Here is a 25,376-nt window from a genome sequence, read left to right on the forward strand (position 1 = left end):
AGTGTTACAGATAGTATTTCTAGATGAGACGGTCAAAAAATAATCGTTGTAAGGAATATAGAAAGCCTGCTTTTTCCAGAGTAAACTCGAAGGCATCTTAAAATAACAATAATAGACAAGAGAGAAGTCTGTATGACGAATACTAGCCAGCAGCGCCGCCATATCGATACAATACTCCGCTACGATGGCCGCCGAGCTCTGGATAAGCATTACTTCCCCCATGAATTAATCGGACGTTCTTGGCAGCGGTGTCTTAGTGAATATGGTTTAGATCCGAGCCAACCAAGACCTGCTCGCATTGTGACGCATCAAATTCTTCGTGAGCATCAAGATTCAGTGGATGAGTTTTTGAATGTCGCAAGAGCAGGGGTAGAGCAGCTTTATACGCAAATAGCCGGTTTGGGCTACGTCCTATTGCTGAGTGATTATCGTGGTATTACGGTTCAATTTTTAGGAAGTAAAAATGACGATGAGCGTTTGCATAGAGCTGGTCTGTATTTAGGTGCCGATTGGAGTGAACAATATGCGGGTACTTGTGCTGTCGGGACTTGTATTCATGAACAGCAAGCACTGACTTGTCATCGTGTGGATCATTTTGATAGCTCCCATATTGGTCTGACTTGCACAGCAGCCCCCATTAAAGACCCATCAGGGCAATTATTAGCAGTGTTGGATATCTCGGCACTTGATTCGTCACAGACACCGGATAGTCAAAACTTTGCTTTGCATTTAACTCAGCTCTACGCTCGACTAATAGAGGATGCGTATTTTTTGAGGCGTCATCGGCGTAGCCTGATTTTTAAGTGCGATCAGTCTCGTGAATTGGTTCAAGTAAATGGGCAGTTCTTATTCGCTTTAAGTGAAGAAGGTGAGGTACTGGCAGCAAACACCGCTGGTCGTCGTTTATTATCACAATGCCACCTTATTAATTTGCCGACAGTCTCATTACCCACGTTACTGGAATGCCAGTGGCGAGATATTGTCGCTATCAATTATGAAAGCAAAGATGGTATTCGAGCCTTTCGTTTATCAGGCACACAACAAACGCTGTTTGGCATGCTGATTGAACCTATTATTAATGTGTCTTATCAATCTCATGTTTCAAAAATATTAACGACCCAAGAAGAAGTTGTCCCTCAGCTTGATGACTTGAGTGCGGATGACCCTGCCATGCGTAAAACAATTAGTCTGGCAAAACGGCTACGTCATCGGGATATTAATGTACTGATTTTAGGTGAGACCGGGACGGGGAAAGAGGTATTAGCGCGAGCGATTCATGATAGTAGTCATCGTGCAACGTCACCCTTTATTGCCGTGAATTGTGCCGCGATTCCTGAGTCATTAATTGAGAGTGAACTTTTTGGTTATGTGCCTGGAACTTTTACTGGCGGGCGCGCAAAAGGGGCAAAAGGATTAATTCAGCAGGCGAGTTCAGGCACTCTTTTTCTCGATGAAATTGGCGATATGCCTCTGCATTTACAGACCCGTTTACTTCGTGTACTGGCGGAAAGACAAGTCATGCCATTGGGGGCGCAACAAGCCATCGATGTTGATATTCGCGTATTGGCGGCCACCCATTGCAATCTCACTCAGCTTATTAAGGAAGGGCATTTCAGAGAGGATCTTTTTTATCGACTGAATGGCGCGACATTAAATCTGCCTACACTCAAAGCACGTGCCGATAAATCGTATCTTATTCAAATGCTATTAAAAAAAATCAATCCAGTTGTGAGGTTGCGAGCAGATGCGATGAGTGCATTATTGGCTTACGAGTGGCCGGGTAATATTCGCCAACTCGTTAACACGCTGACCTTTGCAGAAGCCATCTGCGAAACCGATGAAATATCTATACAACATCTACCTGAAGAGTTTTTTGTTCAGCAATATGACGTAGCAGAGCCATTCATACCGATCCAGCCCGTTGCACCGACTTATGCGAATCCGCAAAAATCACCGATAGACGATTCAGAGCAGCGTTATTTATTGGATTTATTACGGCAGCAGTGTTGGAATATATCCTCCGTTGCGAAACAATTAGGGGTGTCACGACCCACGATATATCGGCGTATGAAAAAACACCAAATAGTTCAGCCCAAAAATCGATGATTCACTGGTGGTTCATGGTCCTTTTCAGGCCTGTTCTCTTGGTTACTCCATTGGGCAGCAACATCAAGGCAAAGGACTGATGACAGAAATTTTGCAGGCGTCTATTGCTTATATGTTTGAAACGGTGGGTTTAAACCGAGTGATGGCGAGTTATATGCCTGCCAATAAAGCCAGTGGTCGAGTGCTTGAGAAGCTGGGTTTTGAACGAGAAGGTTACGCTCGTAAATACTTGAAAATTGCTGGCAACTGGGAAGATCACGTGCTTACTTCGTTCATAAACCCTAATGGTGAGTAAAAGAAATATGGAGTTAAGAAAAGCTAAGTTATCCGATGTCGATCTCTTATCACCACTCTTTCACGACTACAGACAACTTTCTGTCAGTTTGGATAGTACGGCGAGTCTTGAGGAGTCCAAGCGGTGGATAACGGATTGCTTGGTCAATGATGATGCGACGTTTTTATTGGCAATAAAGGAGGGCCGGCTATTCGGCTTTGCGACCTTGTATAAAGGATTTAGCTCGGTGTCTTTGCAAAAATATTGGATCTTGAATGATTTGTATGTGACGAGCGATGCCCGTGGTTTAGGGGTAGGTACTTTGTTGATGGCTAAGGTGGACGACTATGCGGTGCAGACACATTCCAAAGGCGTTGAGCTAGAAACATCGCTTGATAATCGTGTCGCTCAATCGTTATACGAAAAATTGGGATATCTCGAAAACGCTCAGTACAAGCGCTATTTTAAAAAAGTGAGAAAGGATTAGTTTCTCACTTTTTCTATAGAGAGGTTAGGATTATTGCTGAACAGTGGTTTTAAACACTTTTCCTTCCACGCTGACAAATTGTAAAGAGACCGGTTGTGATGTATTGATCTTAGTCTCTTTTGGCAATGCTAAGGACCAAGTGGCTTTTGAGCCTAGTTGGCAGCGTACTGCGAAAGCCATGGCTTTACAGCTAGACCAAGGAGCAAATTGATTTTTAATGGTCACGATGTTGGGATCTTTTAATTGCGTTGCTTGATAAGAGGTCAGTACCGTGCCATTTTGTACTAAATTCACTTGCGTTATATAAGCGCCTTCAGTATCTGGGCCTGTGTCAATATAGGTGTTTACATCCAGTTTATCGTTTGTGATGAGCGCTTGAGATAAAGCGACTGAATGGTTAGCACTGTCGATACGCTTACTCAATGGAGTGACGATAGCACCATAGTTATAACCGTAGAAGCCGACAGCAAACAGAATAGATAAGCTTCCCATTACAACTGAGAACTTTTTCAATTGATCGATAGACAATGGCAAAGGACCACTGGTTAACCAGCGAGCCCAGGGTCTATTCTCGAGTTGCTTTTGAAATAGCTGGTCAACGGCGTATATACCGCCACCAGTAATGAGGGTAACGGAGGCAGTAGAAAATCCCAGTGCAGCCATTGTCCATTCATCTAGACATGTGGTCCCCATCCAGCCAAAAATGATCATTAAAGTACAGGCTAAGCCAAGGCTAATGAAAGACAATAGCCGTGTTGCAAAACCAATAATTAATCCGACACCAACGACTAGTTCGACCAAGGTGAAAAAGATGATTGCGGTATGGAGTAGAGTGCCATGGGCTAGCAACCAGTGCATCACTCCTGTTAGATCAAAGGCTGCACCAGGAGCGGCATGAACCAGTTTATTGGCTAAATAAGCATGAGATGTTGGGTCTAATTTTGCTGGAGCGTAAATTAATCGTCGGCTGGCTCCTCCCCAATATATCCAACCGGAGACGAGTCGAATAGCAAGCGCCATGACGCCTGCTATTTGCCAAAAAGTGGGAGATAGCAACATATTACTATCATTTTTTCCTTGATTAACTTGCATCACACTACTCCATTTATCAAAAGGTATTATCTTAAAATATAAAATGTATTAATATTTTTTTTTCAATAGTTTTAAATGATTGAAATCAACATAAACACTGTAATTACAGTGATATCGTTAACTGTATTACGCTTTTACACGTAGTTAGTTAATTATATAGCTAATTGGCATTAGTTTATTCTAAAATATTCTTTAATCAAAACGAGGTCAACATGAAGTTTTTAATTTTTCTCGGCTCGGTAAGAGACAGTACACCTCCACGACCTGCTCGCTTAGGTGAACGTGTTGCGAAGTCCTGTATTGCCTGTTTTAACACACATTTTCCTGAGCATGAGATAGTGTTAGTTGATGCGTTGGATTATTCATTAGGGGCTGTTTTTAAACCGCATTTTTCTTATTCGCAGAGCAAAGTCCCGATGCCGTTAGAAGAACTAGCCCAAAAGATAGAGTGGGCGGATGGCTATGTCATGGTGAGCCCTGAATATAACCATTCAATGAGCCCGGCACTTGCCAACTTGCTTAATCATTTTGGTAGTTCTTTGTTCTCTTATAAGCCCAGTGCAATTGTGACTTATTCGGCAGGTCAGTGGGGGGGAATGCGTGCGGCCATTGGTATGCGAACCTTTCTTTCTGAACTGGGCTGTTTGCCGGTTTCCTCAATGATCCATGTACCAAAAGCACAGGAGGTTTTTGACGAAGATGGTGAGACCAAAGATGTTGCCGATCGGTCAGAGTGGTTTGGTTATTTTGCTCGTACGTTTCAACAGCTAGTATGGTGGGCACAAGCAACGACAGATCATCGAGCAAAAGTGGATCCTCACAAGATGATTAAGAGCTTTTTGACTGATCCCTCACAACGGAATGCGCCCTAACGGTTTTATAACGAGAGGTACTTTCAATGAAACAGTTGGCTTTTCTGGTAACGGGAGCATCAAAAGGAATTGGCTTTGCTATAGCTAAGAGATTAGCTGATGACGGCCATCATGTTATTGGTTTGGCTCGGCATACTAAAGACATCGATTTTCCGGGAACGCTATTGGCTTGTGATTTAACAGACGTTACGCAGGTAGAAGATGTTTTGCAAACAGTAGATCAGGAGTTTCAGGTTATCGGCATTGTGAATAATGTGGGTATTGCCATACCACAACCTTTGGAGTCAGTGGACCTATCAGCGTTAGAAAAGGTCTTTGATTTGAATGTTAGAAGCGCTGTTCAGGTTACTCAATTTTTTATAGAGCAAATGAAACAGGAAAAATTTGGTCGTATTGTGAATGTTTGCAGCCGAGCTATCTATGGTTCTCGAAATAGAACTGCGTATTCAGCAGCGAAAAGTGCCTTGGTTGGTTGCACACAAACATGGGCACTAGAGTTTGCAGAATATGGTATTACAGTGAATGCTGTCGCACCTGGTCCGACTGAGACTGAGTTATTTCGTAAAGCACATTCTGTCGGTAGTTCATCTGAAATGGCAGCGATTTCAAGTATTCCAATGCGTCGGCTTGGTCAACCTAAAGAAGTGGCTTCTGCCGTTTGCTTTCTTTTATCAGAAGAGGCAAGTTTTATAACTGGGCAAGTTCTTGCTGTGGACGGTGGTGGCAGTCTAGGTGGCAGATGAAATGTGCTTTTTATGAGGAACCCCCTGTCTCTTTATAGCTGACGGTAATGGCTTGGGTGTAATCTTCTTCGCATTAGTCTTTGTGTTTTAACGTTTTATTATAAGGAAATAGATTATGTCATCTTCAACGTCTGCCGGTCCTTTACGTCGCTTACGTCGCCTTCGGGGAACGCAAGCCATGCGTGACTTGGTTAAAGAGCATGATTTTTCTCTCAATGATCTGATTTATCCTCTTTTTATCGAAGAGAGCATTGATAAAGCCATCCCACTCACTAAGTTACCAGGCATAGAGCGTTTGCCAGAAACGGCTTTGGCCCAAGAAACAAAAGACTTATTTGCTTTAGGCATCCGCTATGTTATGCCGTTTGGTATTAGTCATAAAAAAGATGCGATAGGCAGTGATACTTGGGATGATGGCGGCTTACTGGCACGGATGATTTTGACCATAAAAGAAGCGTGTCCTGAGATGATTGTGATTCCAGATATTTGCTTTTGCGAATACACAGATCACGGTCATTGTGGTGTCGTGCATCATGGTGATGTGGACAACGATGAAAGCGTCAAAAACTTAGTGAAGCAATGCATTACGGCAGCGCGGGCAGGAGCCGATATGTTAGCGCCTTCGGCTATGATGGACGGTCAAGTGTTGGCCATTCGTCAAGGTTTGGATGACGCTGGCTTTAAGCAAGTGGGCATCTTGGCCCATTCCGCGAAATTTGCATCGTCTTTTTACGGACCGTTTCGTGAAGCGGTCGAAAGTGAATTGAATGGTGACAGAAAGTCATATCAATTGGATTGCGCTAATGGTCGTCAGGCGTTGCAAGAAGCCTTACTGGATGAGCAAGAAGGCGCGGACGTTCTGATGGTGAAACCAGGAACCCCTTACTTGGATGTTTTAGCCAATTTACGCCGAGAAACCCATCTTCCATTGGCCGCTTATCAAGTGGGTGGCGAATACGCGGGTATTAAGTTTGCTGCGTTAGCGGGTGCGCTGGATGAACAGCAAACGGTATTTGAAACTCTAGTGGGCTTTAAGCGAGCCGGGGCGGAGTTTATTGTTAGCTACTATGCCAAACAGGTTGCACAATGGCTGGCTACTGATCGACTTGTAAAATAGAGGAGAGCGATGAGTTCCCAGTCTATAACCGTCAGTTTGGCGCAAATTCCTGTTGTTAAAGGCGCAGTTGATGAAAACCTTACAACACACCTTTTCGCTATCGCTAGGTCTGCGGCGATCGGTGCAGATTTGGTGGTGTTTCCTGAGTTATCACTGACAGGATACGAGCTAGAGTTGGCTGCTGGTCTTGCTTTTCATGCTCATGCACCGGAGTTTGCTGTGCTATCTAAAGCGTCTATTGAGAACAATATTATTGTGATCGCAGGCTGCCCTTGCGCGGTGGAAAATGGTAAGCCAACCATCGGTGCTGTGATTTGTTTTCCTGATGGTCGGATTGAGCATTACGCTAAGCAGTATTTGCACGATGGAGAAGATCAATATTGTTCTATTGGCACTAAGGATTATGTGTTCTTAGTTGGGAATTACCGAGTGGCCTTAGGGATTTGTGCGGATTTTTCGGATGCTCGTCACCCTGCGAGGGCGGCTGAGAAATTGGCGGATCTGTATGTCGCCAGTGCATTGATTTCAGAATCTGGCTATGAGGCGGATGCTAAGATTTTGTCTCACATTGCGGCTCAGTATCAGATGCCTGTTATGCTCTCAAATCATATTTCTCAAACGGGTGGCTGGCAGGCGTTTGGTCACAATGCCGCTTGGGATTCGTCTGGTCAACTGGCTGTTTCATCTAATAGTAAAGAAGCTTGTTTGCTTGTGTGTACGCTTAATACGAGTGAGATAACAGGCTATGTTATCGCCTAAAAAGAAAGTGTACAAAATACAAAAGATTTTTTGTTTCTAATCCTGACTCTATTTGAGTATGGATTATTAAATGAAATTCTCTGTTAGAAGTTGATTCAAGCCAAGAACAAACGCTCAATCAATGGTCGGTTCTTGGCTTAGCTGTCTGCTATTTTTTAAAATAGTAGCGAGCGATGATTTCTTTTTGTTGACCCCACTCATCGGCAATACCGATGCCAATACCCACAATTTCACCTTGGGCTTCTGGCGGATGCTTCTTCATTTTCATATTGAAACTGGCCAGTTTTGGGCTTTTTTCGTTTGCTAGCAGAGTCAAATGGGGCTGGAAGTTTTGGAAAACGTTCGGGCTGCCATAGCGTTGGAAGGCGGCAAGCTTGTTAGGGTAGTTTTTTACCCAGCCTGGTAGAGGCGCATGCTTATCTCGCAATGGTTCAATAGCGAGGGTCACTTCGTCTGCAAGACGTTGAAGTTTGCTTGAGTCATCTAGATTGATAAAGGCCCAGTTGCCTTTCGTGACAGTCAGTCCATTCGCTTTAATCGGAAAAGGGCGATACTGTGTGGCTATCTGCTTAACCGCTTTTTCGATAGCGGATTTCGCGTCTTCTGGAAAATTGGTCAGGTAGAGTGTGGCATGTACTGGCATGCCTTTTTCGTAAAAGGTGGTGATGCCTTCTTTTTTCAAGGCGTCACTGGTGTGCTTGACCAGTTCGGTAATGGGTTTAGAGGGAATCGCAAAGACATCCATACTGATGCTGTCTGCGAAAGCGCTGGTGGATAAGCCGATTGCCCCGATCAGAGCGATTTGCCCCAATGTTCGTTTTATAATCTGTTTGTTTTTAAACATGTCGATTCCTTGTACTGAATAGATAGGACCAAATCTTGGGAAAGTGCAAATAAGTCGTCTAAGCCCTATATGCCTACACGGAAATAGGTCATTAGGAGTAAACACTATTATGATGAAGACTAGATGACGTTAGCAAACAGTAATGTCATTATTCTCAAAGACAATCCTCCTTTGATAAATCATCAAAAGAGGATTGAGCATAAAGAGAGGCGTTTAAATCACCTTAGGCAGGCGCATTGTTCTTGGCGTAGGTCTTATTCCCTATAACAAACAGGGCCAGAAAAATAACCAGACCAATGAGTTGTAGCCAAAGTGAAAAATGCGGCCACAGCATTAAAATGGCGGCAATTAGTGCTAACACTCTAGTGGGGATAGGCAGCTTGTCTTCCAAATAGCCTTCCATGGCAGCAACGAGAGCGTACATGCCGAAGATAGCAAAGATCGTTAGCCTGATCAGTGTTTCTGTATCGCCGCCAATTAATGGAGTATAGGCCATCAAGAGCGGCACGATATACAAACCTTTAGCCAGTTTCCAAGCGGTTAACCCTGTCCGCATAGGCGGTGTTTTGGCAATGGCTGCGGCGGCAAAGGCAGTCAAACAGACAGGTGGGGTGACATTACTGTCTTGTGATAACCAGAAAATGATCATATGCGCCGTTAACAATGTCATAGCGACGGTATTGGCGCCGAGTGCTTGATCCATCAGCATGCCCTTAAAGTCAGCAGGGACTTGCGCTAATAACGCAGAGGCTTGATCCATCGGCATGCCCTCAGCCAGTTTGCTGATTGACGTCGGATCCACCAGCATAAAGACCGCATGGGCGGCTTGTGGCAAGGTGCCATTGCTCATCATTTCTAATAGCTGACTTTGGGCGATCAAGTTAAAAATAGCAGGCGCAGACAGTGTGCCTAATACAATATAAGAGGCGGTGACGGGTAAGCCCATTCCGAGCACCAAAGACGCGATGGCAACTAATATGATGGTCAATAACAAGCTGCCACCAGACCAGTCTGAGATGAGGAGAGAGAAGGTATTGCCCACACCTGTGGTACTAATGACATTGACTACTAAGCCAATGCCTATTAGTAATACGGCCGTTGTAGACATGTTTTTGGCACCTTGTGCCATGGCATCAAGAATACGTATTGGTCCCATGCGATGTGTTTTGGACAACCAAGACGCGGCAATGACCGCGAGAATCCCCACGCCTGCGGCGTAGGTCGGTGTATAGCCTTTGATTAAGAGGGCAACTAATACACCTAGGGGAACGATATGATGCCAACCTTCTTTTAGCACCTGAGATACCGGTACACCAACGACTGCGGTACTGGTTACCTGACTGCGTTTGGCTTCAACCCGTACAAAAAATCCCACGGATAAAAAGTAGAGTAGGGCAGGAATGGCAGCGACTCCAATGATGGTGACGTAGGGCACTTGAGTATACGAGGCCATGATAAACGCACCAGCCCCCATTACTGGCGGCATAAGCTGTCCACCCGTTGAGGCAGCCGCTTCGATGCCCGCCGCGAAGCGTGCAGGGAAGCCCGCTTTTCTCATCAAAGGAATGGTAATGACGCCTGTGGAGACAGTATTGGCGACTGAGGAGCCTGATACCGAGCCCATTAGTCCAGAGCCTAATACCGCGACAAAGCCAGGGCCGCCAATCATTTTGCTTGCCAAAGAGCGAGAAAGGTCGATGATGAAGTCGCCTGCCCCAGATTTGACAAGAAAGGCCCCGAACAGAATAAACATAAAGACGAAGCTCCATGATATCCGTGAGATCGGGCCGAACATGCCATCGGTACTAAAGAAGCTGCGATATAACAGTGTTTCAACGCTGAGCCCTGGAAATGAAAATGGGCCTGCCAGCCATTTCCCCCACCAAACAACATAGGTGAGAGCGACGAGAATTAACAAAGGAATAAACCAACCACTGGTTCGTCGAATGAGTTCTAATGCCAGTAATATTGAAACACTAGAAACGATCCAGTCGCCCGTATCGAAGGTAACCCCTCTGGCGTAAAGGGCATCTTCAAAAAACACGATATAGAGCACCATGACAATCAGGGCCAGTACAATCAAGGCGTCGAAAAAAAGCGCCAGCTTGCTGTCTCGCCATTTAGGGCGAGCAGGCACAAGTAAGGCACATAATGCACCAAAACCAGCAAAATGAAAGGAAGATACCCATAATTCGGGTAGGGTGCCGATGGTGTTAATGTAAACATGTGCTACGGCAAGAAAAATACTTAACGCAAAGACAACACGGTTGAGCCAATGGCCTGAACGGTGTTGGGTTTCAAAATCGTCTAAATTGATCTCATTGTCAGGTGATGAAGGAGTTGGTGAGCTAGCGTTAGAGGAAACAGACATAAAACAGTTACCTTTGTTGCAAACAGGATCAGGTCTTTGTTTAGTACTTTTATTCGTGCCTATAAAAGACAACAGGGTTCTCTGGTAAAAACACACACTGACTAACGGTTGAGTCGCAAGTTAGGCAGTGTGTGTTGGTCATCTTGATTTGCTTTTAGCGTAATGCTGCCTATTAACTATTAATTAGCAATAAGTTCAGCAGGGATCTTAATTCCTTGCTCACGATAGTAGCGAGCAGCCCCAGGGTGTAATGGAACTGGTAAGCCCGCAATGGCTTTTTCTATCGCCATGACCTTGGTCGCTTTATGAATGGCGCTGAGATAACCTAAATTTTCATACAAGGATTTGGTTAGATTGTAGATATCGTCTTCCGATACGTCTGCTCGTGTTGCCAAAAAGTTAGGTTGAGCAATGGTATTAATCGGTTTACTTTGGCTTGGGTAGGTGTTTGCTGGGATGATGTAGCGTGTCCATAAGTTATAGCGGCCATTGGCTTCTTTCATCTGTTTATCCGTGAAATCAAGCACGGTCACTTTATCACCCATAGCGGCAAATAGACGGGTTACTGCGCTCACTGGTACACCCGCCGGGGTGTTCATGCCATCAATGTTGCCATTTTGGATGGCATCTGCACTGGAGCCATAACCCATATAAGCTAGGCTAAATTTATCAGGATCGATACCAAGTCCTTTTAAAATCTGTCGGCCAGAGCCTTCGGTACCAGAGTTTTTGCTACCAATTGAAAATTTATGGTCGGTATTTTCGAGGCTTTTTAAATCGCTAACGGTGCCCGTTTTGGTTAGGTTGCTTCTCAAGACAAAGTGCTCAACATTCTGCCAAAGCATTGTGACTGAGCGCAGTTCTTTTTGTTTGCCAATTTTTTCGTATGGACCATCACCATTCCAAGCCCAGGCGCCGTATAGACCTTGCAAAATACCAAACTGTGCTTGGTTCTCGCCCATCAGCTTGATGTTTTCACCAGAACCTGCGGAACTGATGGCAGACAGTGAAAAGTGATATTTAGGCTCAAGTTTCACTTTACTCAATGTGGCAATCGCCACGCCAACAGGGTAATAGGTTCCACCCGTAGAGGCTGTAGCAAGTATGTAGTCTTTATTGGCCGCAGAGGCGTTCATGGCGCCGAAGGTAAGCGTAGCAAGAGCGGACGCTGTTAATAGGGCTTTTGATGCGAAGGCTAATTTCATCTTATTATTCTCCAATTAAAGCGTTGAATCGATTAGTCTATTACTAATTTTGTGAGCAATAGCCAGATTAGTAATTGTGTTTTTTATTTGTTTTTGCGTATTGTTTTCGATTTCTTTAAAGAGGGTATGACGTTTGTTGGTTAAAAATCAAGATATAAATGTTGTGATGTTTGATTTAGGGAATGTTCTCGTGGATCTTGGTAGTATCGAGCAGATGCATACCATGCTGAATACTCAAGGGGACATCACTGAGGTATGGCTAAAGTGGTTGACATCTCCTGCGGTTGCAGCGTTTGATTCTGGTCGTATTTCTTTCGATGAATTTGCCGAAAGGCTTCCTAAAGAGGTCGGTACGGATATGGATAAGGAGACTTTTAAGGCGCGTTTTAAAGCATGGCCTAAGCAATTATTCGATGGTGCCCTTGCTTTGGTTGATTCGGTCAAGCCCCATTATCACAGGGCGATTTTATCGAATACGAATGCTGCCCATTGGCCTCGATTGATGAATGAGATGGAGCTAGCGGGGCATTTTCATAGTTACTTTGCGTCCCATTTGATTGGGGAAGTGAAGCCTGATCCTAGTCTTTATCGGCATATCTTAAATGCATTACAGGTCTTGCCTGAGAGCATATTATTTGTGGATGATAATCAGGTAAACGTTGATGCAGCAAAAGCCTTAGGTATACAAGCTCATTTAGCTCGAGGTGTTGAAGAGGCGAAATCGGTGTTGAGTTCCTATAATGTATTATTGGGGCAATAAACATTATGCTATTAACAACCGAAGCGTATCTCTTCCCTGTTTCTAGAGTAAGTCTGGTGTGGGGTAAAATAATAACTTTAATAGGGTGTTTTTATGCGAACTTTTGACGGACGATCTTCTGGTATTTATTCTCGCTCTCGACCGACGTACCCAGCGGAGTTGTACTATTGGTTATCCCAGCAGGTTAGAAATACGGATGTGGTTTGGGATTCTGCCTGTGGCACTGGGCAGGCAGCCATTGACCTTGCGGCGTATTTTGATCGAGTGGAAGCCTCGGATATCAGTGAGTCACAAATTGCCGAAGCGACCCCCCATCGAAAGGTCAATTATCAGGTGTTCCCGTCTGAAAAAACGCATTATCCAGATAACTATTTTGACGCGATTTGCGTCGGTCATGCCCTGCATTGGTTTCATCTTGAGGCGTTCTGGCAAGAAGTGAAGAGAGTAATAAAACCGGGTGGGTTATTTGTTTGTTGGGGGTATAACTGGCTCCAAGTTGGAGAGCAAGAGGATGCGGTGATTGCTCAGCATGTGCTGCCTCATCTTTCTTCTTATTGGCCACAAGAAAGCCGTTTGCTTTGGGAGCAGTATAAAGATATTCATTTCCCTTATGAGCCCATTGAAACCCCTTCGTTCGATTTGCAGTGTAATTGGACCATGCCTCAAACCATGGATTTTATGCGCACTTGGACGGCCTCTCAGTTGCGTATTCAAGACAAAGGTGATGATTTTTTGGTACAGGCTAACCAAATTCTATCTACTGTCTGGAAAAACCCAACTCAAAAGAAACGCATCACCTTACCTTTTTTTGTAAAAGCGGGAAAAATTAGATAACCTGAATCCATTAACTTATGGGTGCAGTTTTAATGTTTTTAAACATAGTGTTCGTTCAGTAGGGTATCGTCGTAAAAGCACTTTTAATACTGGTTAACTATGTGTACTGGCTAGCGCTGAGTGCTTTTTCGATGACGAATACTATTACGCCATGTTAACGGAGCGTTAAAGGTTCGGGTTTCTGCTTTTCGATGATTATCGAGCGCACTTTCTAATAATTCGCTGATGGCGTCGGCTATTTCACTAAGTGGTTGAGAAAAGGTAGTCAATTGATAACCGTACCAGCCAGCTTGCTCGATGTTATCGAAGCCTAATACGCACAAATCTTCAGGGATTCTCAGTCCAAATTCGTGGCGAGCGACATCCATAAACCCGCAGGCAATTAAATCCGTCACACAGAATACACCGTCTATTGGAGTATCTCTAGACAGTAATTGCCTCGCTGATAGAGCGCCAGTTTCGTAGCTGGTGGGACCATCACGTCGTAATTCGCAAGCTCGGCCCGAGTCTTTTACTGCTTGGATAAAAACATTCTCTCGCTTAATCAAACTTGGAGATTGTATCGTCGAGGAGACGACGGCAAAGTGTTGACAACCTGCCTCAGCCATTAACTGATATGCTTCAATGATAGCTGCTTGAACATTGACGGTAATGTGATCGGGGCCTTCGAATTGCCCCTCACGATTGACTAATATGACATGCTGCCCTGCCTGCAGGCAGGTTTCAATTAATGAAGCGGGTGGGGTGCCAGACAGAACAATGGTTGCGGAGGCTCGGTAATTGAGGGTTTGCCGAATCGCGTCGGTGGAGCTATCTTGGTCACCAGAACTGTTAATCACCATAACCGCCCGCCCGGCTTCTTGCAGGCGTTTTGTGATGGCATTCAATAAGCTAGCTTGATAAGGCGCTTTTAAATCTGCTCCTAAAATACAAACGGGACGGCTGCGCTCATTGGATAGTCCTCGGGCTAAGTGGTTGACATGATAGTTCAACTCTTTTGCCGCTTTCAACACTCGTTCCCGAGTCGCCGCCGATACACTGGCCCCTGGGGTGAACGTGCGAGAGACTGCAGAGCGGGACACGCCCGCCAACTTTGCGACTTGTGTCGCATTGGCAATATTCTTTACCGACATACAAGTTAACCGTTATTACGTTTGATTATACTGTTTAGGTTATTCGTCATTGGCATCAAAATCGACCTCTCGGAGTCGCTTTTCCATTTTTACGGCCCGTTCCGCCAAGCGAATGAGTTCTGGTTTAGGGGTTTCATACCATTCATCAGGGTGAAGTTCACGCTTCTCACGAATATGGTTGATAGCGGCCTCCAAGGTCGGGTAGCGTTCTGGCATTTCTAAATGCAAAAATAAGGCGACGACTGTGACGGAGCGACTCCGGCCGCCACGGCAGTTAACCAAAATATTGCCTTTTTCTCGAACCTTGTAGGAGGGTTTTACTGGTAAGACTTGTTGCAAAGACGAACGCATTAAGTAATACGCTGCTAACATCAAGGTGTCTGGATTACCTGGTCCATCAATTAAGCCGACTTTATAGTAGCGCACTTGGCTTGATCCATATTGATGCAAATGCTCTGGAATGTTGTCTTCTGTATAGTGCACCATGTTAATGTCTAGATTCACGGCGCAGTTAAGCACGACTTTAATATTGTGTTTTTCGAGTAATAAGGGGTCGGCGACTCCCGTTGAGCCACCAATATAGACATCGATACCCCAGCCCGGGATATTGCTTTCAATTAAGCTTATTGGCGGGCGTGGGTAATGAGGTGCTTTCTTCTTAGCTTTTTGCGTGTTGTCTGGTGCTGTCATGTGTTGTCTCTTGAAGCATTCCCAATTCCCTCCCCTTTATTAAGGGGAGGGAGAGGAGGTTAATAGGCTCTTAATTCAATACTGCTTGCTTTGGAGATAGCGTCGGCCAATGCGTTGGTTGTCGCAATAATGGGGCCACCATTGACAATCTCGTCATGGCTTTTAGGGAATTTACCAATTCTGCCACCCGCTTCTTCTACCATGAGAAGTCCGGCCAAGCAGTCCCAAGCTTGCATATGTTGTTCTACGTATCCGTCTGTGCGACCTTCGGCAACCCAAGCAAGGCCGAGGGCGCCAGAGGCGCCCCGACGAATATTGACCCCCGTTTGAAGCAGTGAGTTGGTTATATCGAGAAACGTTTGTATTGAGAGACGATTGGACCAGCCTAATTCGATGGTGGCACTTGCCATACTTTGCATGTTTGAGACACGTATAGGTTGATCGTTTTTGGTGACATAGCGACCACGACGAACACGGTAGAGTTCATTGCTGGCGGGGTTATAGATGGCTCCGAGATGAGTGATGCCTCGATGAACGAACGCAATAGACACACAAAAATGCTCAATACCTCGAGCAAAATTGGCGGTGCCGTCAATGGGGTCAACGACCCAGAGAGAGGGCGTTTCAACAGACCCCCCCGTTTCTTCTCCAAACAGTCCATCGTGTGGAAATTGGTTGAACAGGGCATCACGAATGTATTCTTCTACTAAGGCATCTGCTTCCGTTAGAAAGTCTTGTTGGCCTTTTAGGGTGAAATCTCCTTGGCGGCGGCTTTTGAAATGTTGTAGAGCCAAATTACCCGCTTTTTGGATGATGTTTTTTAGCGCTATTTCCCGTGTTGTTATATCGTCTATCATTTGGTTCATGTCCTTAATGATGCCTAGAAAAAAGGGAATGAGGGAGTCCCATTCTCAGTAAATAATTATTTGTGATAGCTCAAGCTCCAAAGATCTTGCCAGTCTTGGCGACTTTGCCAATCTGAATCGGCACTGGAAGCCTCATATCCCATGATTTGATTACGTACCTTGCCAACGCCGGATGGTTCGTTTTTGGGCAGGCTAACAGTTTGGTTGGTCGACATTTTGCCATCGATGCTTTGCGGTGCGATGCCTTGCGCTGTCATTACGTAATGGATAAAGAGCTTGGCGGCATTTGGACTTTGAGACCCTTTGACAATCAGTCCTAGGGTTGGGTAACTCCAGCCACTAAAAGGGACCATATTTTTGCATAAGCCCAGTTTCATTCCATCTTTGTTTTTCCGAAACTTAGCGGTACTGATTAAACCGACAAAACTGTTGGTGACATCTGGTGCACCAATGGCCGCAGCGGCAGCAGTATCTGAGCTGGTTAACAGAGGACCATTTTCTGCGAGTGCCTTGACAAACGCGGCCGTCGCACTGCTCTCGTCGGTTTTTAATGGTTTGCCAAATTCTGCCTGGTAGGCAGCGGCTACGGCCTTGTCATGATGGGTAGCCATTTGGTTAAACCAGTCGGTATAAGCGGGCTTGCCTAATGGGTCTTGCATGGCAACTTTACCACGCCATTTAGGTTCGGTTAATTGCCATATATTGGTGATCGGGCAAGTTTTATACAGTTTGGTGTTGTATGCCCAGACATTGGGAGCAAGTACGACGGTTAGCGGGTGTTGGTAGTTGGCAGGAATGTGTTTCGCCAAGTCCGGTGGTACCCAGCTTTCTACATAGCCTTTAGAGAGCAGCTGCTCGATGCCTGCTGGTGCATCTTCCAATAATATGACACCAGTTTTGACATTATGAGCTCTGGCTTCACGGGAGACTATTTCTAAAATCTGTGGAGCTTTGGCTTTGACTCCTGTCGCTTGCAGATCGTATTTTTTGTCAAACGCTTTGGCTTGTTTAACGATCTTACCTGTTGAGGCATATACGATAAGAGGCGGTTCTTTTTGGGCCGCTTCGATCAAGGCTTGTAAGTCAAATGAATCAGCAGCAAATGCAGATACAGAAGATACTGACAGCAGGCCAGTGGCTAAAGCGGTCAATCCGTTTTTTGTTGATAATTTCATGGTCATCTCCTAGGTCTAAGGTTGAAGGTCTATACCCTGTGATTCACTGGCTGATTAAGTGGGTGATGGGGCTCAAAGGTACGCTTGGATTTGAGTTGATTGGATCGATTTAGTCGTTTTAGGGGCTCATCTTGGAGCGTATCGATCGTTAGTCGACGGTGGTTTTGAGCGAAAAAGTGCAAAGCTTGTGCTGGTAAAAAGGCATTAACTTGTTCCTGCACACGCCAGGATGGGCGCTGTTGTGTTGAGTGGAACAGACGGCTGCTACCATAACTTAACTCAATGACCCAGCTGCCACCTGTTGGCATGATGTTTTCTATGGTCATTGGAATGGTATGACTATGTGGCCGGTCACTTAAGACAATTTCTTCTGGGCGGATACAGCAGGTGTCTGCATGCGCGCATTCAGGTAGTCGTGCGAGGATATGATCCGCCACTTTGTCGAGGGAGTCGGTTGCTTTGCTAAGTTCGATCATATTGATCTTGGGGTTCCCGATAAATTCGGCAACAAAGCGATTTTGCGGCGTTGCGTAGATTTCATCGGGGGTGCCGATTTGCTGTAGCGTGCCTTTGTCCATTACAGCGATGGTATTGGCAAGCGTCATGGCTTCCCACTGATCGTGGCTGACGAATACAATAGTGGTGCCGAATGTTTCGTGAATGCGGCGTAATTCGGCTCGCATTTCTAGGCGCAGTGTGGCGTCTAAGTTGGAAAGTGGCTCATCTAATAGCAAGATACCTGGATTCACCGCTAGCATGCGAGCTAAGGCAACACGTTGCTGTTGCCCACCGGAAAGTTGTGATGGGTAACGGTTTGCGTATTCCGCGATGCGCAGCTTTTCCATAACATCTTGGCAGCGCGCGCGGCGTTCTTCTGCTGGTAGCTTTTGTATACGCAAGCCAAAGTCCACATTGCGTTCCACAGTCATATGAGGCCAAAGTGCATAGTTTTGGAACACTAAGCCAATCTGACGTTGTTCTGGGGGGGTAAAGTGCGACTTATTGACGGAGTCAACGACTGAACCTCCTAGTACGATTTCCCCTGAGCTGGCGTGCTCAATGCCTGCGATCATTCGTAAAATCGTGGTTTTGCCACAACCAGAAGGGCCAAGTAAGCACATAAACTCGCCATCGGCGATTGTGATATTGATGTTGTTGACCGCTGGTGCAGCATTCTTTCCATAGGTTTTTGTTAAATTTTTCAGTTCGATAGTTGGCATATTAGCTCTCCAGACCTTGGGCCAAGTGGGTACCAGAGATCCGTTGGATCAATAGGGTGCCAAACCAAGCAATCAGGGCAATCATGAAGACGACGGCATTGGCCGCTTGGTCATAGTTGTAGTCGAGTAGGCGAAGGGAATAGGTGGTAAGAACATCGGTTGAAGGAACCGCTAAAATAATAAATAAACTGACACCTTTAATACCGGATATGAAAGGTAAAAGAATGCCTGTTGCCAATGGCCCAGCTTGAATGGGAACGATGATTTTACGCATGCGAGTGAACCAGCTAGCTCCGGCGATGCGAGCGGCTTCTTCAGGTTCTTTGCCGAGTTGTGTCATCGCCGCGATGCCTGAACGACTGGCAAAGGGCATTTTTTCAGCAATAAGCGCGATAATGAGTAATATTGGGGTGCCGTAAAGAGCTGGAATAGGGCCACGAGCCACAGCAAACAATGATAGAAAGGCCGCCGCAAAGGCAATCCCTGGAACCAAATAGGGCATAAAGGTAATGTGGCGTAAAAAGCCGCTGACACCACGGAATGAACAGCGTGTTACAGCGTAACCCACCAGTAAACCTAAGATGCCAGAGCATAGAGAGGCGATGCCCACAATGAAGATGGTATTCCATGTGGCTTGCCAAAATTCTGGAGTGAACAAAATACCATTTCGCAGGGCGACGGTTGTTAGGTTGTGTCCTATCCAAAAATCGAAGGTGAAATTGCTTAGGGTGAAGCGGCCAGGCAAGGTCATGATGGTTGATAAAAATAAGGTGACCAGTGGGATCACCATACCGATAAGCATAAACGCCATAGGAATACTGGCAGCAATCACACGTAATTTGCCAAGGGAAATTTGGCGATCCATATTGCCTTTACCGCCCACAGTCACAAAACGGCGCGCCTCACGCATCATGCGCATATCAATAAGCAAGGTGATAACACCAATGATCATAATGACGGCCGCAAGAACAGCGGCAACACCATTTTGGCGAGAATCAAGGGATCGATACAGACCCGTTGACAGGGTGTCGTAATGGACAGGTAAGCCGAGGATGTAGGGCACGGCAAATTCGCCTATGCAGTCGGCAAAAATCAGCAAACCGGCGGACATAAGTGCTGGACGCACTAGGGGTAAAATGATGGAGAAGGCAATGGTGCGACGAGGTGCACCTAAAATGCGGGCACAGTCTTCCATTTGTACATCTAAACGAGTTAGCGCATTGCCAACAATTAAAATGACCAGTGGTGTATAGTGTAAAATTAAAATAACAACAATTGGAAAAAAGCCATAGGCGAGCCAATTAGGTGTGTGAAAACCTAATGCTTCCAGCCACCCAGGTTGGCCCCCGATAGTGCGGTTTTTAAAGATGGTTGTCCATGCCATGGCAAATGTCCATGACGGGAGCATAAAAGGGACAATCAAAGCACTGGCAAACCACCTACGGCCTGCCATATTGGTCCGATTGATCAGCCAGGCCAGTGTTACGCCTAAGGCTAAAGAGCATGCCACGGTACCAAGGGCGATTGTTAGGGTGTTGTAAAGCGGTGTCCAAAGGATAATCTCTGACATACGTGACATAAAAGCGCGTGTCAGATAGTAGAGGGTGAAAGCACCTTCATCTTGATGGGTGCGCCCTGCATCGCCAGTATGGACAAAAATGGCATCAAGTAATATGGAGATAACAGGAGCCAGAATCAAATAGGCAAAGCAAGCCGTTAATATAAAGGCGATGACATTGGCGGGCTCATGCCTGCTAACAGCGATGGAATGGCGAACTCTTAGCCACCAGTCTGGCTTTAAATGATGATGTGTTTCAACTGGCAACGGCATGGTGTTTTCCCTTATTGCTTAATTCACGGCAATCACCATAGAGGGATTATGTTACAAGGAGGTGACGCTTTTGCGCCTATGTGCAAAATGCTGATATTGACACTTCATACATATGAATTTAGGGGAGATAAAGCATTAAAAATCATAGATTTATAGAGTGTTTTTGTCTTTTATGAACTTTTTGTTATATTTTTGAACACTGATGAGCGTGATCGCGATATAAGGAGAGTATTGATGGAGAGGATTAAAAATTTTGTTCAATTGACGCCACTTATTGCGACAGGGGGACAACCAAAGGCAGAACAGTTTCCGAAAATTGCAGAACAGGGTTATGACTATGTTATTAACCTTGGTATGCCTGATCATCCAGACGCGGTTTTGGAAGAAGATCGATTGGTCAGTGAATTAGGAATGAACTATATTCATATTCCGGTAAAATTTGATGCGCCGTCTAAAAAGCAAGTAGCGTTCTTCTGTCAATTGCTCTCTTCGCTAAACACTCAGAAAATATTTGTGCATTGCATTATGAATTACCGTGTTTCGGCGTTCATGTATCATTATTTTACCAAGGTTGAAAAACGCTCTGAACAAGCGTCTAAATCCATTATGTTCGAGCGTTGGGATATTAACCCTGTGTGGCAAGACATGCTGAAGTGGTCAGCCGAAGATCTTGGTTTGACTCGCTGACAGCCTGAGTTGCCTCAGGCTGATTCTGTTAGAGTTTTGCGATCATGACCCCTCGGTAATGGCAGTGGATTTGTTTTTTGTCCAGCTCTATTCCGGGGGTTTTATAAAGCACGTCTAATTGTGTGGTGGCTTTTGGCAATGGCACGCTTAGAGGGTGGTCTTCTCGGTAAAAGACAAGCCAAAGGTGTGTCGATAAGTCCGCCGGGGTCAGAATGGCCGACAAATAATCCCTCTCTTTCTGGGCCCAATCGTCGTTACTCATGGGCTGGTTGTGTTCATTTAGCCACTCAATGTGGTCCGAAGGTTGATATTGATACAGTGAATCGTCTTCTAAATAGATTTCCGCTAGAATGGGGTAGGCTTTTCGTATCGCCATCAAACTCGCAATCGCTTCTTGTAATTTAGTTCGGCTTTCACTTTCTTCCCACTTAAGCCATGTGATGTCGTTGTCTTGGCAGTAGGCGTTGTTGTTTCCTTGCTGTGTGTGGGACAGTTCATCCCCGCCAAGAATGTGAGGAGTGCCCTGGCTAAGTAGTAAGGTAGCAATAAAACACAGTTGTTGATTTAAGCGACGTTGCAAGATTTCGGCGTTATCTGTTTCACCTTCGACACCAAAGTTTTGGCTGAGGTTATCACCGTGACCATCTCGGTTGTTTTCCATGTTTGCCATATTATGACGGCGGTGGTAAGAGACCAAATCATGCAATGTGTAGCCATCATGGTAGGTGATGTAGTTGACAGAGTGCAAAGCGCTTTTTTTTCCTTTATGGAAAATATCGCGTGATCCCATCAGGCGTGTGGCCAATTGCGAAGTGAAACCTTCATCACCACGCCAGAAACGCCGTACCGTATCACGATACTGGTCGTTACATTCTAAGAAGCCTCTGGGAAATTGCCCTAATTGGTAACCGTTTGGACCGATATCCCAAGGTTCCATAACTAAACAGGCTTCACTTAACACTGGGTCCTGTAAAATGGCTTGTAATAACGGCGCTTTAGGCGAAAAATCATGGTTGGTTCTGCCCAAGTCCACACCTAAGTCAAAGCGGAATCCATCGACACCCATGACCGTTACCCAATAGCGCATGCTATCGCAAATAAGACGAATACTGCTTGGGTTATAGGTGTCCAGACAGTTGCCACAGCCAGTATAATTAAGGTATTGGCCCTCTTTGTGACGATAATAGTGGGCATTATCCAAACCACGAAAGCAGACACTAGAGTGATTCATTTCGCTCTCAGCTGTGTGGTTGTATACCACGTCGAGAATAACCTCAAAACCGGCTTCACGGAGACCATCTATCATGGTTTGAAATTCGCTGATAGCGTCTTTTTGAGCGTAAGAGGGTTCCGGTACAAAAAAGCTAATGGGGTTATAGCCCCAGTAGTTGTTGAGTTTGAGGCGTTGTAAATGTTGTTCTGTGGCAAAACTGAAACACGGCATCAACTGAATGGTGGTAATGCCAAGAGACTTTAGGTGTTTAATACCCGGTTTGGAGATTACCCCAAGATAGGTGCCTTTAAGGGCGTCATCAATGGGTAAGTGCTGGCTGAATCCTTTGACATGCAGCTCGTATAGGGTGCGTTGGACATGTGGTACATGGACTCGTTTAGGGCGAATCGATGAGGCGCTGACACGCCGAACGATGGATTTTGGCACGCAATAGGCGGAGTCCACAAGGTGTTGCCCTCCATCTTCTGTGATGGCGGCTTGGTCCTCGTGCCATTCGAGTTTACTGGTTAATGCTTTCGCATAAGGGTCGATAAGGAGTTTGTTTTCATTAAATAGTCGTTGCGAACTGGGGTCAAAAGGACCTTGCGCGCGAAAACCATAGTGTTGACCTTCTGTTAAGCCAAACACTTCCATATGCCATATACCACGACGCTTGGCAATAAAAGGCAAGCGTTCTAGTTCGTTTCCTTTGTCGTCAAAGAGGCACAAGAAAATAGCACTGGCTTCTTCTGAGGCGACCGCGAAATTGACACCATTTTCGGTAATTTGCGCTCCGAGCGGAAAGGGGTGACCAGAATTAATCGTGTAAGTATCGCTCATGAAAGATTCCTTGTTATTCGCCTAGCCACTTTAAAAAGACGCCACTGAGAGGGGGGACTTTTATTTCAATGCTATTGGTTTTACCATGGCTGTCTATGGCCTCAGTTTGATAAATGTGATCTTTTTGACAGCCTTGGCTTAATAGGTAATCACTTCCTGCGTAGCGTCCTTCATCGGAATTGAAGATCACTTGATAACGGCCGGGCTCTGGCACGCCGATACGGTAGTTTGCTTGAGGTACTGGCGTAAAGTTAGTGATAGCAATGCCGTGGGCAGTATACTCTTTGGCTTTGCGGACAAAGACCAAGATGCTGTTAGCGCTATCATCATAGCTGATCCATTCAAAACCATGGCCGGAGTGGTCTAGGTGTAAGGCTGGTTCATTTTTATACAAATGGTTTAAATCTCGCGTCAGGTACTGTTGACCTTGGTGGTAGTCAATATCCAGCAAATGCCAATCAAGAGAGCGCTGGTGGCTCCATTCTTGGCCTTGTGCAAACTCGTTGCCCATAAAGTTGAGCTTTTTACCTGGGTGAAAATACATGTAAGCGGAAAAAGCGCGTAAGTTCGCGAATTTTTGCCATGGGTCGCCGGGCATTTTTTCGATCATGGATCCCTTGCCGTGGACAACTTCATCATGTGATATGGGCAAAACAAACTGTTCGTCGAACGCATAGACCATGCTAAAGGTGAGTTCACCTTGATGATATTTGCGATGTATCGGGTCTTTTTTGATGTACTCCAGTGAGTCGTTCATCCAGCCCATGTTCCATTTAAAGCCAAAACCCAGACCATCCATATAGGTGGGTTTCGAGACGCCAGGGAAGGCGGTAGACTCTTCTGCTACGGTAAAACAACGAGGGTGATTCAAATAGACGGTTTCGTTTAGGCGACGCAAAAAAGCAATGGCTTCGTAATTGTGATTACCTCCGTCCTGATTGGGAACCCATTCACCCTGTTCCCGTGAATAATCAAGGTAAAGCATCGAGGCGACAGCATCCACTCGTAAGCCGTCTATATGAAACTCTTCAAGCCAGAAAACCGCATTACTGATGAGATAATTAACGACATGATCTTTGCCAAAATCGTAAATCAGTGAGTTCCATTCCGGATGCCAGCCCTTTTTCGGGTCGGGGTATTCGTATTGTTTGCTACCATCAAAGTTGGCTAAACCATGGCTATCGGCGGGAAAGTGAGCAGGCACCCAATCCATGATGACACCAATGTTTGCCTGATGGAGTGCATCGACTAACACTTTAAACTCTTCTGGTGTGCCGTAGCGGGAGGTCACTGCATATAAACCAACGGGTTGATAGCCCCAAGAACCATCAAATGGGTATTCACTAATGGGCAGTAATTCTACGTGGGTATAGTCCATTTCTTGTAGATAAGGGACCAGTTCTTCTTTTAGTTCCAAGTAGGTGAGGGGTTGGTTATCGTCTTTACGACGCCATGAACCAAGGTGAAGTTCATAGATACTCATTGGGGTTTCGTAAATATCCACAAGTGGGCGCTGAGTCCACTGGGTATCTTGCCATTGATGTTTGTCATCAAAGCAAGTTACGCTTGCAAAAGACGGATATTGTTCAATGCGCTGGGCAAAAGGGTCGCTACGGTGCGGTAGTATGTCGCCATTGTTCGCACGAATTTCAAACTTATAGCGAGCGCCATGATTCACATCGGGAATGAACAGTCGCCAAATGCCATCGCCATTACTTGACATGGGGTGAAGACGTCCATCCCAAGCATTAAAGTCACCAACGACTGAAACCGAACGAGCCGCTGGGGCATATACCGCGAACCGAGTGCCATTAATGGTTAATTGCTCGTTAATGTATGCCCCGCGACGAATTGCCCCCTGGCTTTTATAGAGGTTGGCTTGATGGTGCTCAGGGTCATGAAAAGTGGCCTCTGAAAACTGGTAAGGATCAACAATGGTATAGGTATTATCGCCATAGGTGACGTTAATTCGATAATGAAAAGGCGATTTTGCTTTAGGAAAAGATAACTCAAATAATCCATCTTTATGAAGGCAGTTCATCTTGCCTAAAACGGTGTCATCTGTCAGTGATATGACTGTGATAGCCGTCGCGGTAGGACGCCATACAGTCAGGGTGAAACCACTGGAAGTCTTTGATTTTTGTAAGCCTAAACAGCCAAATGGGTCGGCACAACGTGCGTTCAATATATCGTCAATTAGAACATTTTTAAGCGGATCCATTCACTTCTCCAAAGAAGGGTTAGTGTATTTAGAATA

22 protein-coding genes are annotated in these 25,376 nt (G+C 45.5%); 10 read left to right on the forward strand and 12 right to left on the reverse strand.

What is annotated here, in order from left to right; translation table 11 throughout:
- Nucleotides 1-132 precede the first annotated feature (132 nt).
- From JHD45_RS14490 to JHD45_RS14500, 3 genes are read left to right on the forward strand one after another with little or no spacing between them, the layout of a single operon-like run.
- The gene (locus JHD45_RS14490; RefSeq protein WP_199477224.1) at nt 133-2,106 is read left to right on the forward strand and encodes a sigma-54-dependent Fis family transcriptional regulator; all 1,974 of its coding nucleotides are present in this window, start codon (nt 133-135) and stop codon (nt 2,104-2,106) included.
- 7 nt (nt 2,107-2,113) lie between these two features.
- On the forward strand, nt 2,114-2,401 hold the full coding sequence (locus JHD45_RS14495; RefSeq protein WP_325097303.1) for a GNAT family N-acetyltransferase: 288 nt from the start codon (nt 2,114-2,116) through the stop codon (nt 2,399-2,401).
- A gap of 7 nt (nt 2,402-2,408) precedes the next feature.
- Nucleotides 2,409-2,867, forward strand: coding sequence for a GNAT family N-acetyltransferase (locus tag JHD45_RS14500; protein ID WP_199477225.1), 459 nt, complete (start codon nt 2,409-2,411; stop codon nt 2,865-2,867).
- Nucleotides 2,868-2,897: 30 nt separating this feature from the next.
- Here the strand turns inward: JHD45_RS14500 and JHD45_RS14505 are convergent, their stop codons facing one another.
- Nucleotides 2,898-3,959, reverse strand: a complete 1,062-nt coding sequence (locus tag JHD45_RS14505) for a TQO small subunit DoxD (RefSeq protein WP_199477226.1) — start codon at nt 3,957-3,959, stop codon at nt 2,898-2,900.
- 212 nt (nt 3,960-4,171) lie between these two features.
- Between JHD45_RS14505 and JHD45_RS14510 the strand changes: the two genes are divergently transcribed.
- The 4 genes from JHD45_RS14510 (at nt 4,172) to JHD45_RS14525 (ending at nt 7,450) form a co-directional block, all read left to right on the forward strand.
- Nucleotides 4,172-4,831, forward strand: a complete 660-nt coding sequence (locus JHD45_RS14510) for an NADPH-dependent FMN reductase (protein WP_199477227.1) — start codon at nt 4,172-4,174, stop codon at nt 4,829-4,831.
- A 26-nt stretch (nt 4,832-4,857) separates the two neighbouring features.
- Complete coding sequence (locus tag JHD45_RS14515; RefSeq protein WP_199477228.1) at nt 4,858-5,574, forward strand: SDR family oxidoreductase; 717 nt, start codon at nt 4,858-4,860, stop codon at nt 5,572-5,574.
- 115 nt (nt 5,575-5,689) lie between these two features.
- A complete protein-coding gene (gene hemB, locus JHD45_RS14520) occupies nt 5,690-6,691 on the forward strand; it encodes a porphobilinogen synthase (RefSeq protein WP_199477229.1) in 1,002 nt (333 codons plus the stop codon).
- Nucleotides 6,692-6,700: 9 nt separating this feature from the next.
- The gene (locus tag JHD45_RS14525; RefSeq protein WP_199477230.1) at nt 6,701-7,450 is read left to right on the forward strand and encodes a carbon-nitrogen hydrolase family protein; all 750 of its coding nucleotides are present in this window, start codon (nt 6,701-6,703) and stop codon (nt 7,448-7,450) included.
- 148 nt (nt 7,451-7,598) lie between these two features.
- Here the strand turns inward: JHD45_RS14525 and JHD45_RS14530 are convergent, their stop codons facing one another.
- From JHD45_RS14530 to JHD45_RS14540, 3 genes are all read right to left on the reverse strand, one after another.
- Nucleotides 7,599-8,294, reverse strand: coding sequence for a 2'-5' RNA ligase family protein (locus JHD45_RS14530; protein WP_199477231.1), 696 nt, complete (start codon nt 8,292-8,294; stop codon nt 7,599-7,601).
- A gap of 223 nt (nt 8,295-8,517) precedes the next feature.
- Complete coding sequence (locus tag JHD45_RS14535) at nt 8,518-10,665, reverse strand: TRAP transporter permease (RefSeq protein ID WP_199477232.1); 2,148 nt, start codon at nt 10,663-10,665, stop codon at nt 8,518-8,520.
- 179 nt (nt 10,666-10,844) lie between these two features.
- The gene (locus JHD45_RS14540; RefSeq protein ID WP_199477233.1) at nt 10,845-11,870 is read right to left on the reverse strand and encodes a TAXI family TRAP transporter solute-binding subunit; all 1,026 of its coding nucleotides are present in this window, start codon (nt 11,868-11,870) and stop codon (nt 10,845-10,847) included.
- Nucleotides 11,871-12,003: 133 nt separating this feature from the next.
- Here JHD45_RS14540 and JHD45_RS14545 point away from each other — a divergent pair, with 133 nt between their 5' ends.
- Both JHD45_RS14545 and JHD45_RS14550 read left to right on the forward strand, forming a co-directional pair.
- Nucleotides 12,004-12,630 (forward strand): HAD family hydrolase, encoded by a 627-nt coding sequence (locus JHD45_RS14545; protein ID WP_233407843.1) that lies wholly within the window; start codon nt 12,004-12,006, stop codon nt 12,628-12,630.
- Between the two features lie 93 nt (nt 12,631-12,723).
- Nucleotides 12,724-13,464, forward strand: coding sequence for a class I SAM-dependent methyltransferase (locus tag JHD45_RS14550; RefSeq protein ID WP_199477234.1), 741 nt, complete (start codon nt 12,724-12,726; stop codon nt 13,462-13,464).
- 110 nt (nt 13,465-13,574) lie between these two features.
- On the opposite strand, the gene JHD45_RS14555 is transcribed toward JHD45_RS14550, so the two are convergent.
- The 6 genes from JHD45_RS14555 to JHD45_RS14580 all read right to left on the reverse strand — a co-directional run bounded on the left by JHD45_RS14555 (nt 13,575) and on the right by JHD45_RS14580 (nt 20,379).
- A complete protein-coding gene (locus tag JHD45_RS14555) occupies nt 13,575-14,597 on the reverse strand; it encodes a substrate-binding domain-containing protein (RefSeq protein ID WP_199477235.1) in 1,023 nt (340 codons plus the stop codon).
- Between the two features lie 39 nt (nt 14,598-14,636).
- Nucleotides 14,637-15,287 carry a dual specificity protein phosphatase family protein gene (locus tag JHD45_RS14560; protein WP_199477236.1) on the reverse strand — a complete coding sequence of 217 codons (651 nt, stop codon included), beginning with the start codon at nt 15,285-15,287 and terminating at the stop codon, nt 14,637-14,639.
- A gap of 59 nt (nt 15,288-15,346) precedes the next feature.
- The gene (locus tag JHD45_RS14565; protein ID WP_233407844.1) at nt 15,347-16,144 is read right to left on the reverse strand and encodes an inositol monophosphatase family protein; all 798 of its coding nucleotides are present in this window, start codon (nt 16,142-16,144) and stop codon (nt 15,347-15,349) included.
- A gap of 65 nt (nt 16,145-16,209) precedes the next feature.
- Nucleotides 16,210-17,328 carry an ABC transporter substrate-binding protein gene (locus JHD45_RS14570; RefSeq protein WP_199477238.1) on the reverse strand — a complete coding sequence of 373 codons (1,119 nt, stop codon included), beginning with the start codon at nt 17,326-17,328 and terminating at the stop codon, nt 16,210-16,212.
- A gap of 29 nt (nt 17,329-17,357) precedes the next feature.
- Complete coding sequence (locus JHD45_RS14575) at nt 17,358-18,548, reverse strand: ABC transporter ATP-binding protein (protein ID WP_199477239.1); 1,191 nt, start codon at nt 18,546-18,548, stop codon at nt 17,358-17,360.
- 1 nt (nt 18,549) lies between these two features.
- The gene (locus JHD45_RS14580) at nt 18,550-20,379 is read right to left on the reverse strand and encodes an ABC transporter permease (RefSeq protein WP_199477240.1); all 1,830 of its coding nucleotides are present in this window, start codon (nt 20,377-20,379) and stop codon (nt 18,550-18,552) included.
- A gap of 234 nt (nt 20,380-20,613) precedes the next feature.
- Here JHD45_RS14580 and JHD45_RS14585 point away from each other — a divergent pair, with 234 nt between their 5' ends.
- Nucleotides 20,614-21,066 (forward strand): protein tyrosine phosphatase family protein, encoded by a 453-nt coding sequence (locus JHD45_RS14585; RefSeq protein WP_199477241.1) that lies wholly within the window; start codon nt 20,614-20,616, stop codon nt 21,064-21,066.
- Nucleotides 21,067-21,094: 28 nt separating this feature from the next.
- Here the strand turns inward: JHD45_RS14585 and glgX are convergent, their stop codons facing one another.
- Together glgX and glgB are read right to left on the reverse strand one after the other, a co-directional pair.
- A complete protein-coding gene (gene glgX / locus JHD45_RS14590) occupies nt 21,095-23,119 on the reverse strand; it encodes a glycogen debranching protein GlgX (protein WP_199477242.1) in 2,025 nt (674 codons plus the stop codon).
- 13 nt (nt 23,120-23,132) lie between these two features.
- Nucleotides 23,133-25,340, reverse strand: coding sequence for a 1,4-alpha-glucan branching protein GlgB (glgB, locus tag JHD45_RS14595; protein WP_199477243.1), 2,208 nt, complete (start codon nt 25,338-25,340; stop codon nt 23,133-23,135).
- Nucleotides 25,341-25,376: the final 36 nt, after the last annotated feature.

This window comes from Marinomonas spartinae, assembly GCF_016461715.1.
In the GTDB taxonomy this organism is placed as follows: Bacteria; Pseudomonadota; Gammaproteobacteria; order Pseudomonadales; family Marinomonadaceae; genus Marinomonas; species Marinomonas spartinae_A.

Bases quoted from the DNA above. Each gene is read 5' to 3' on its own strand.
- JHD45_RS14535 (WP_199477232.1), bottom strand. From the start codon at position 10,665: ATGTCTGTTTCCTCTAACGCTAGCTCACCAACTCCTTCATCACCTGAC.
- JHD45_RS14585 (WP_199477241.1), top strand. From the start codon at position 20,614: ATGGAGAGGATTAAAAATTTTGTTCAATTGACGCCACTTATTGCGACA.
- JHD45_RS14500 (WP_199477225.1), top strand. From the start codon at position 2,409: ATGGAGTTAAGAAAAGCTAAGTTATCCGATGTCGATCTCTTATCACCA.
- JHD45_RS14570 (WP_199477238.1), bottom strand. From the start codon at position 17,328: ATGAAATTATCAACAAAAAACGGATTGACCGCTTTAGCCACTGGCCTG.
- JHD45_RS14555 (WP_199477235.1), bottom strand. From the start codon at position 14,597: ATGTCGGTAAAGAATATTGCCAATGCGACACAAGTCGCAAAGTTGGCG.
- JHD45_RS14490 (WP_199477224.1), top strand. From the start codon at position 133: ATGACGAATACTAGCCAGCAGCGCCGCCATATCGATACAATACTCCGC.
- JHD45_RS14505 (WP_199477226.1), bottom strand. From the start codon at position 3,959: ATGCAAGTTAATCAAGGAAAAAATGATAGTAATATGTTGCTATCTCCC.
- glgB (WP_199477243.1), bottom strand. From the start codon at position 25,340: ATGGATCCGCTTAAAAATGTTCTAATTGACGATATATTGAACGCACGT.
- JHD45_RS14510 (WP_199477227.1), top strand. From the start codon at position 4,172: ATGAAGTTTTTAATTTTTCTCGGCTCGGTAAGAGACAGTACACCTCCA.
- JHD45_RS14530 (WP_199477231.1), bottom strand. From the start codon at position 8,294: ATGTTTAAAAACAAACAGATTATAAAACGAACATTGGGGCAAATCGCT.
- JHD45_RS14540 (WP_199477233.1), bottom strand. From the start codon at position 11,870: ATGAAATTAGCCTTCGCATCAAAAGCCCTATTAACAGCGTCCGCTCTT.
- JHD45_RS14575 (WP_199477239.1), bottom strand. From the start codon at position 18,548: ATGCCAACTATCGAACTGAAAAATTTAACAAAAACCTATGGAAAGAAT.
- JHD45_RS14525 (WP_199477230.1), top strand. From the start codon at position 6,701: ATGAGTTCCCAGTCTATAACCGTCAGTTTGGCGCAAATTCCTGTTGTT.
- JHD45_RS14565 (WP_233407844.1), bottom strand. From the start codon at position 16,144: ATGATAGACGATATAACAACACGGGAAATAGCGCTAAAAAACATCATC.
- JHD45_RS14550 (WP_199477234.1), top strand. From the start codon at position 12,724: ATGCGAACTTTTGACGGACGATCTTCTGGTATTTATTCTCGCTCTCGA.
- JHD45_RS14560 (WP_199477236.1), bottom strand. From the start codon at position 15,287: ATGACAGCACCAGACAACACGCAAAAAGCTAAGAAGAAAGCACCTCAT.
- hemB (WP_199477229.1), top strand. From the start codon at position 5,690: ATGTCATCTTCAACGTCTGCCGGTCCTTTACGTCGCTTACGTCGCCTT.
- JHD45_RS14580 (WP_199477240.1), bottom strand. From the start codon at position 20,379: ATGCCGTTGCCAGTTGAAACACATCATCATTTAAAGCCAGACTGGTGG.
- glgX (WP_199477242.1), bottom strand. From the start codon at position 23,119: ATGAGCGATACTTACACGATTAATTCTGGTCACCCCTTTCCGCTCGGA.
- JHD45_RS14515 (WP_199477228.1), top strand. From the start codon at position 4,858: ATGAAACAGTTGGCTTTTCTGGTAACGGGAGCATCAAAAGGAATTGGC.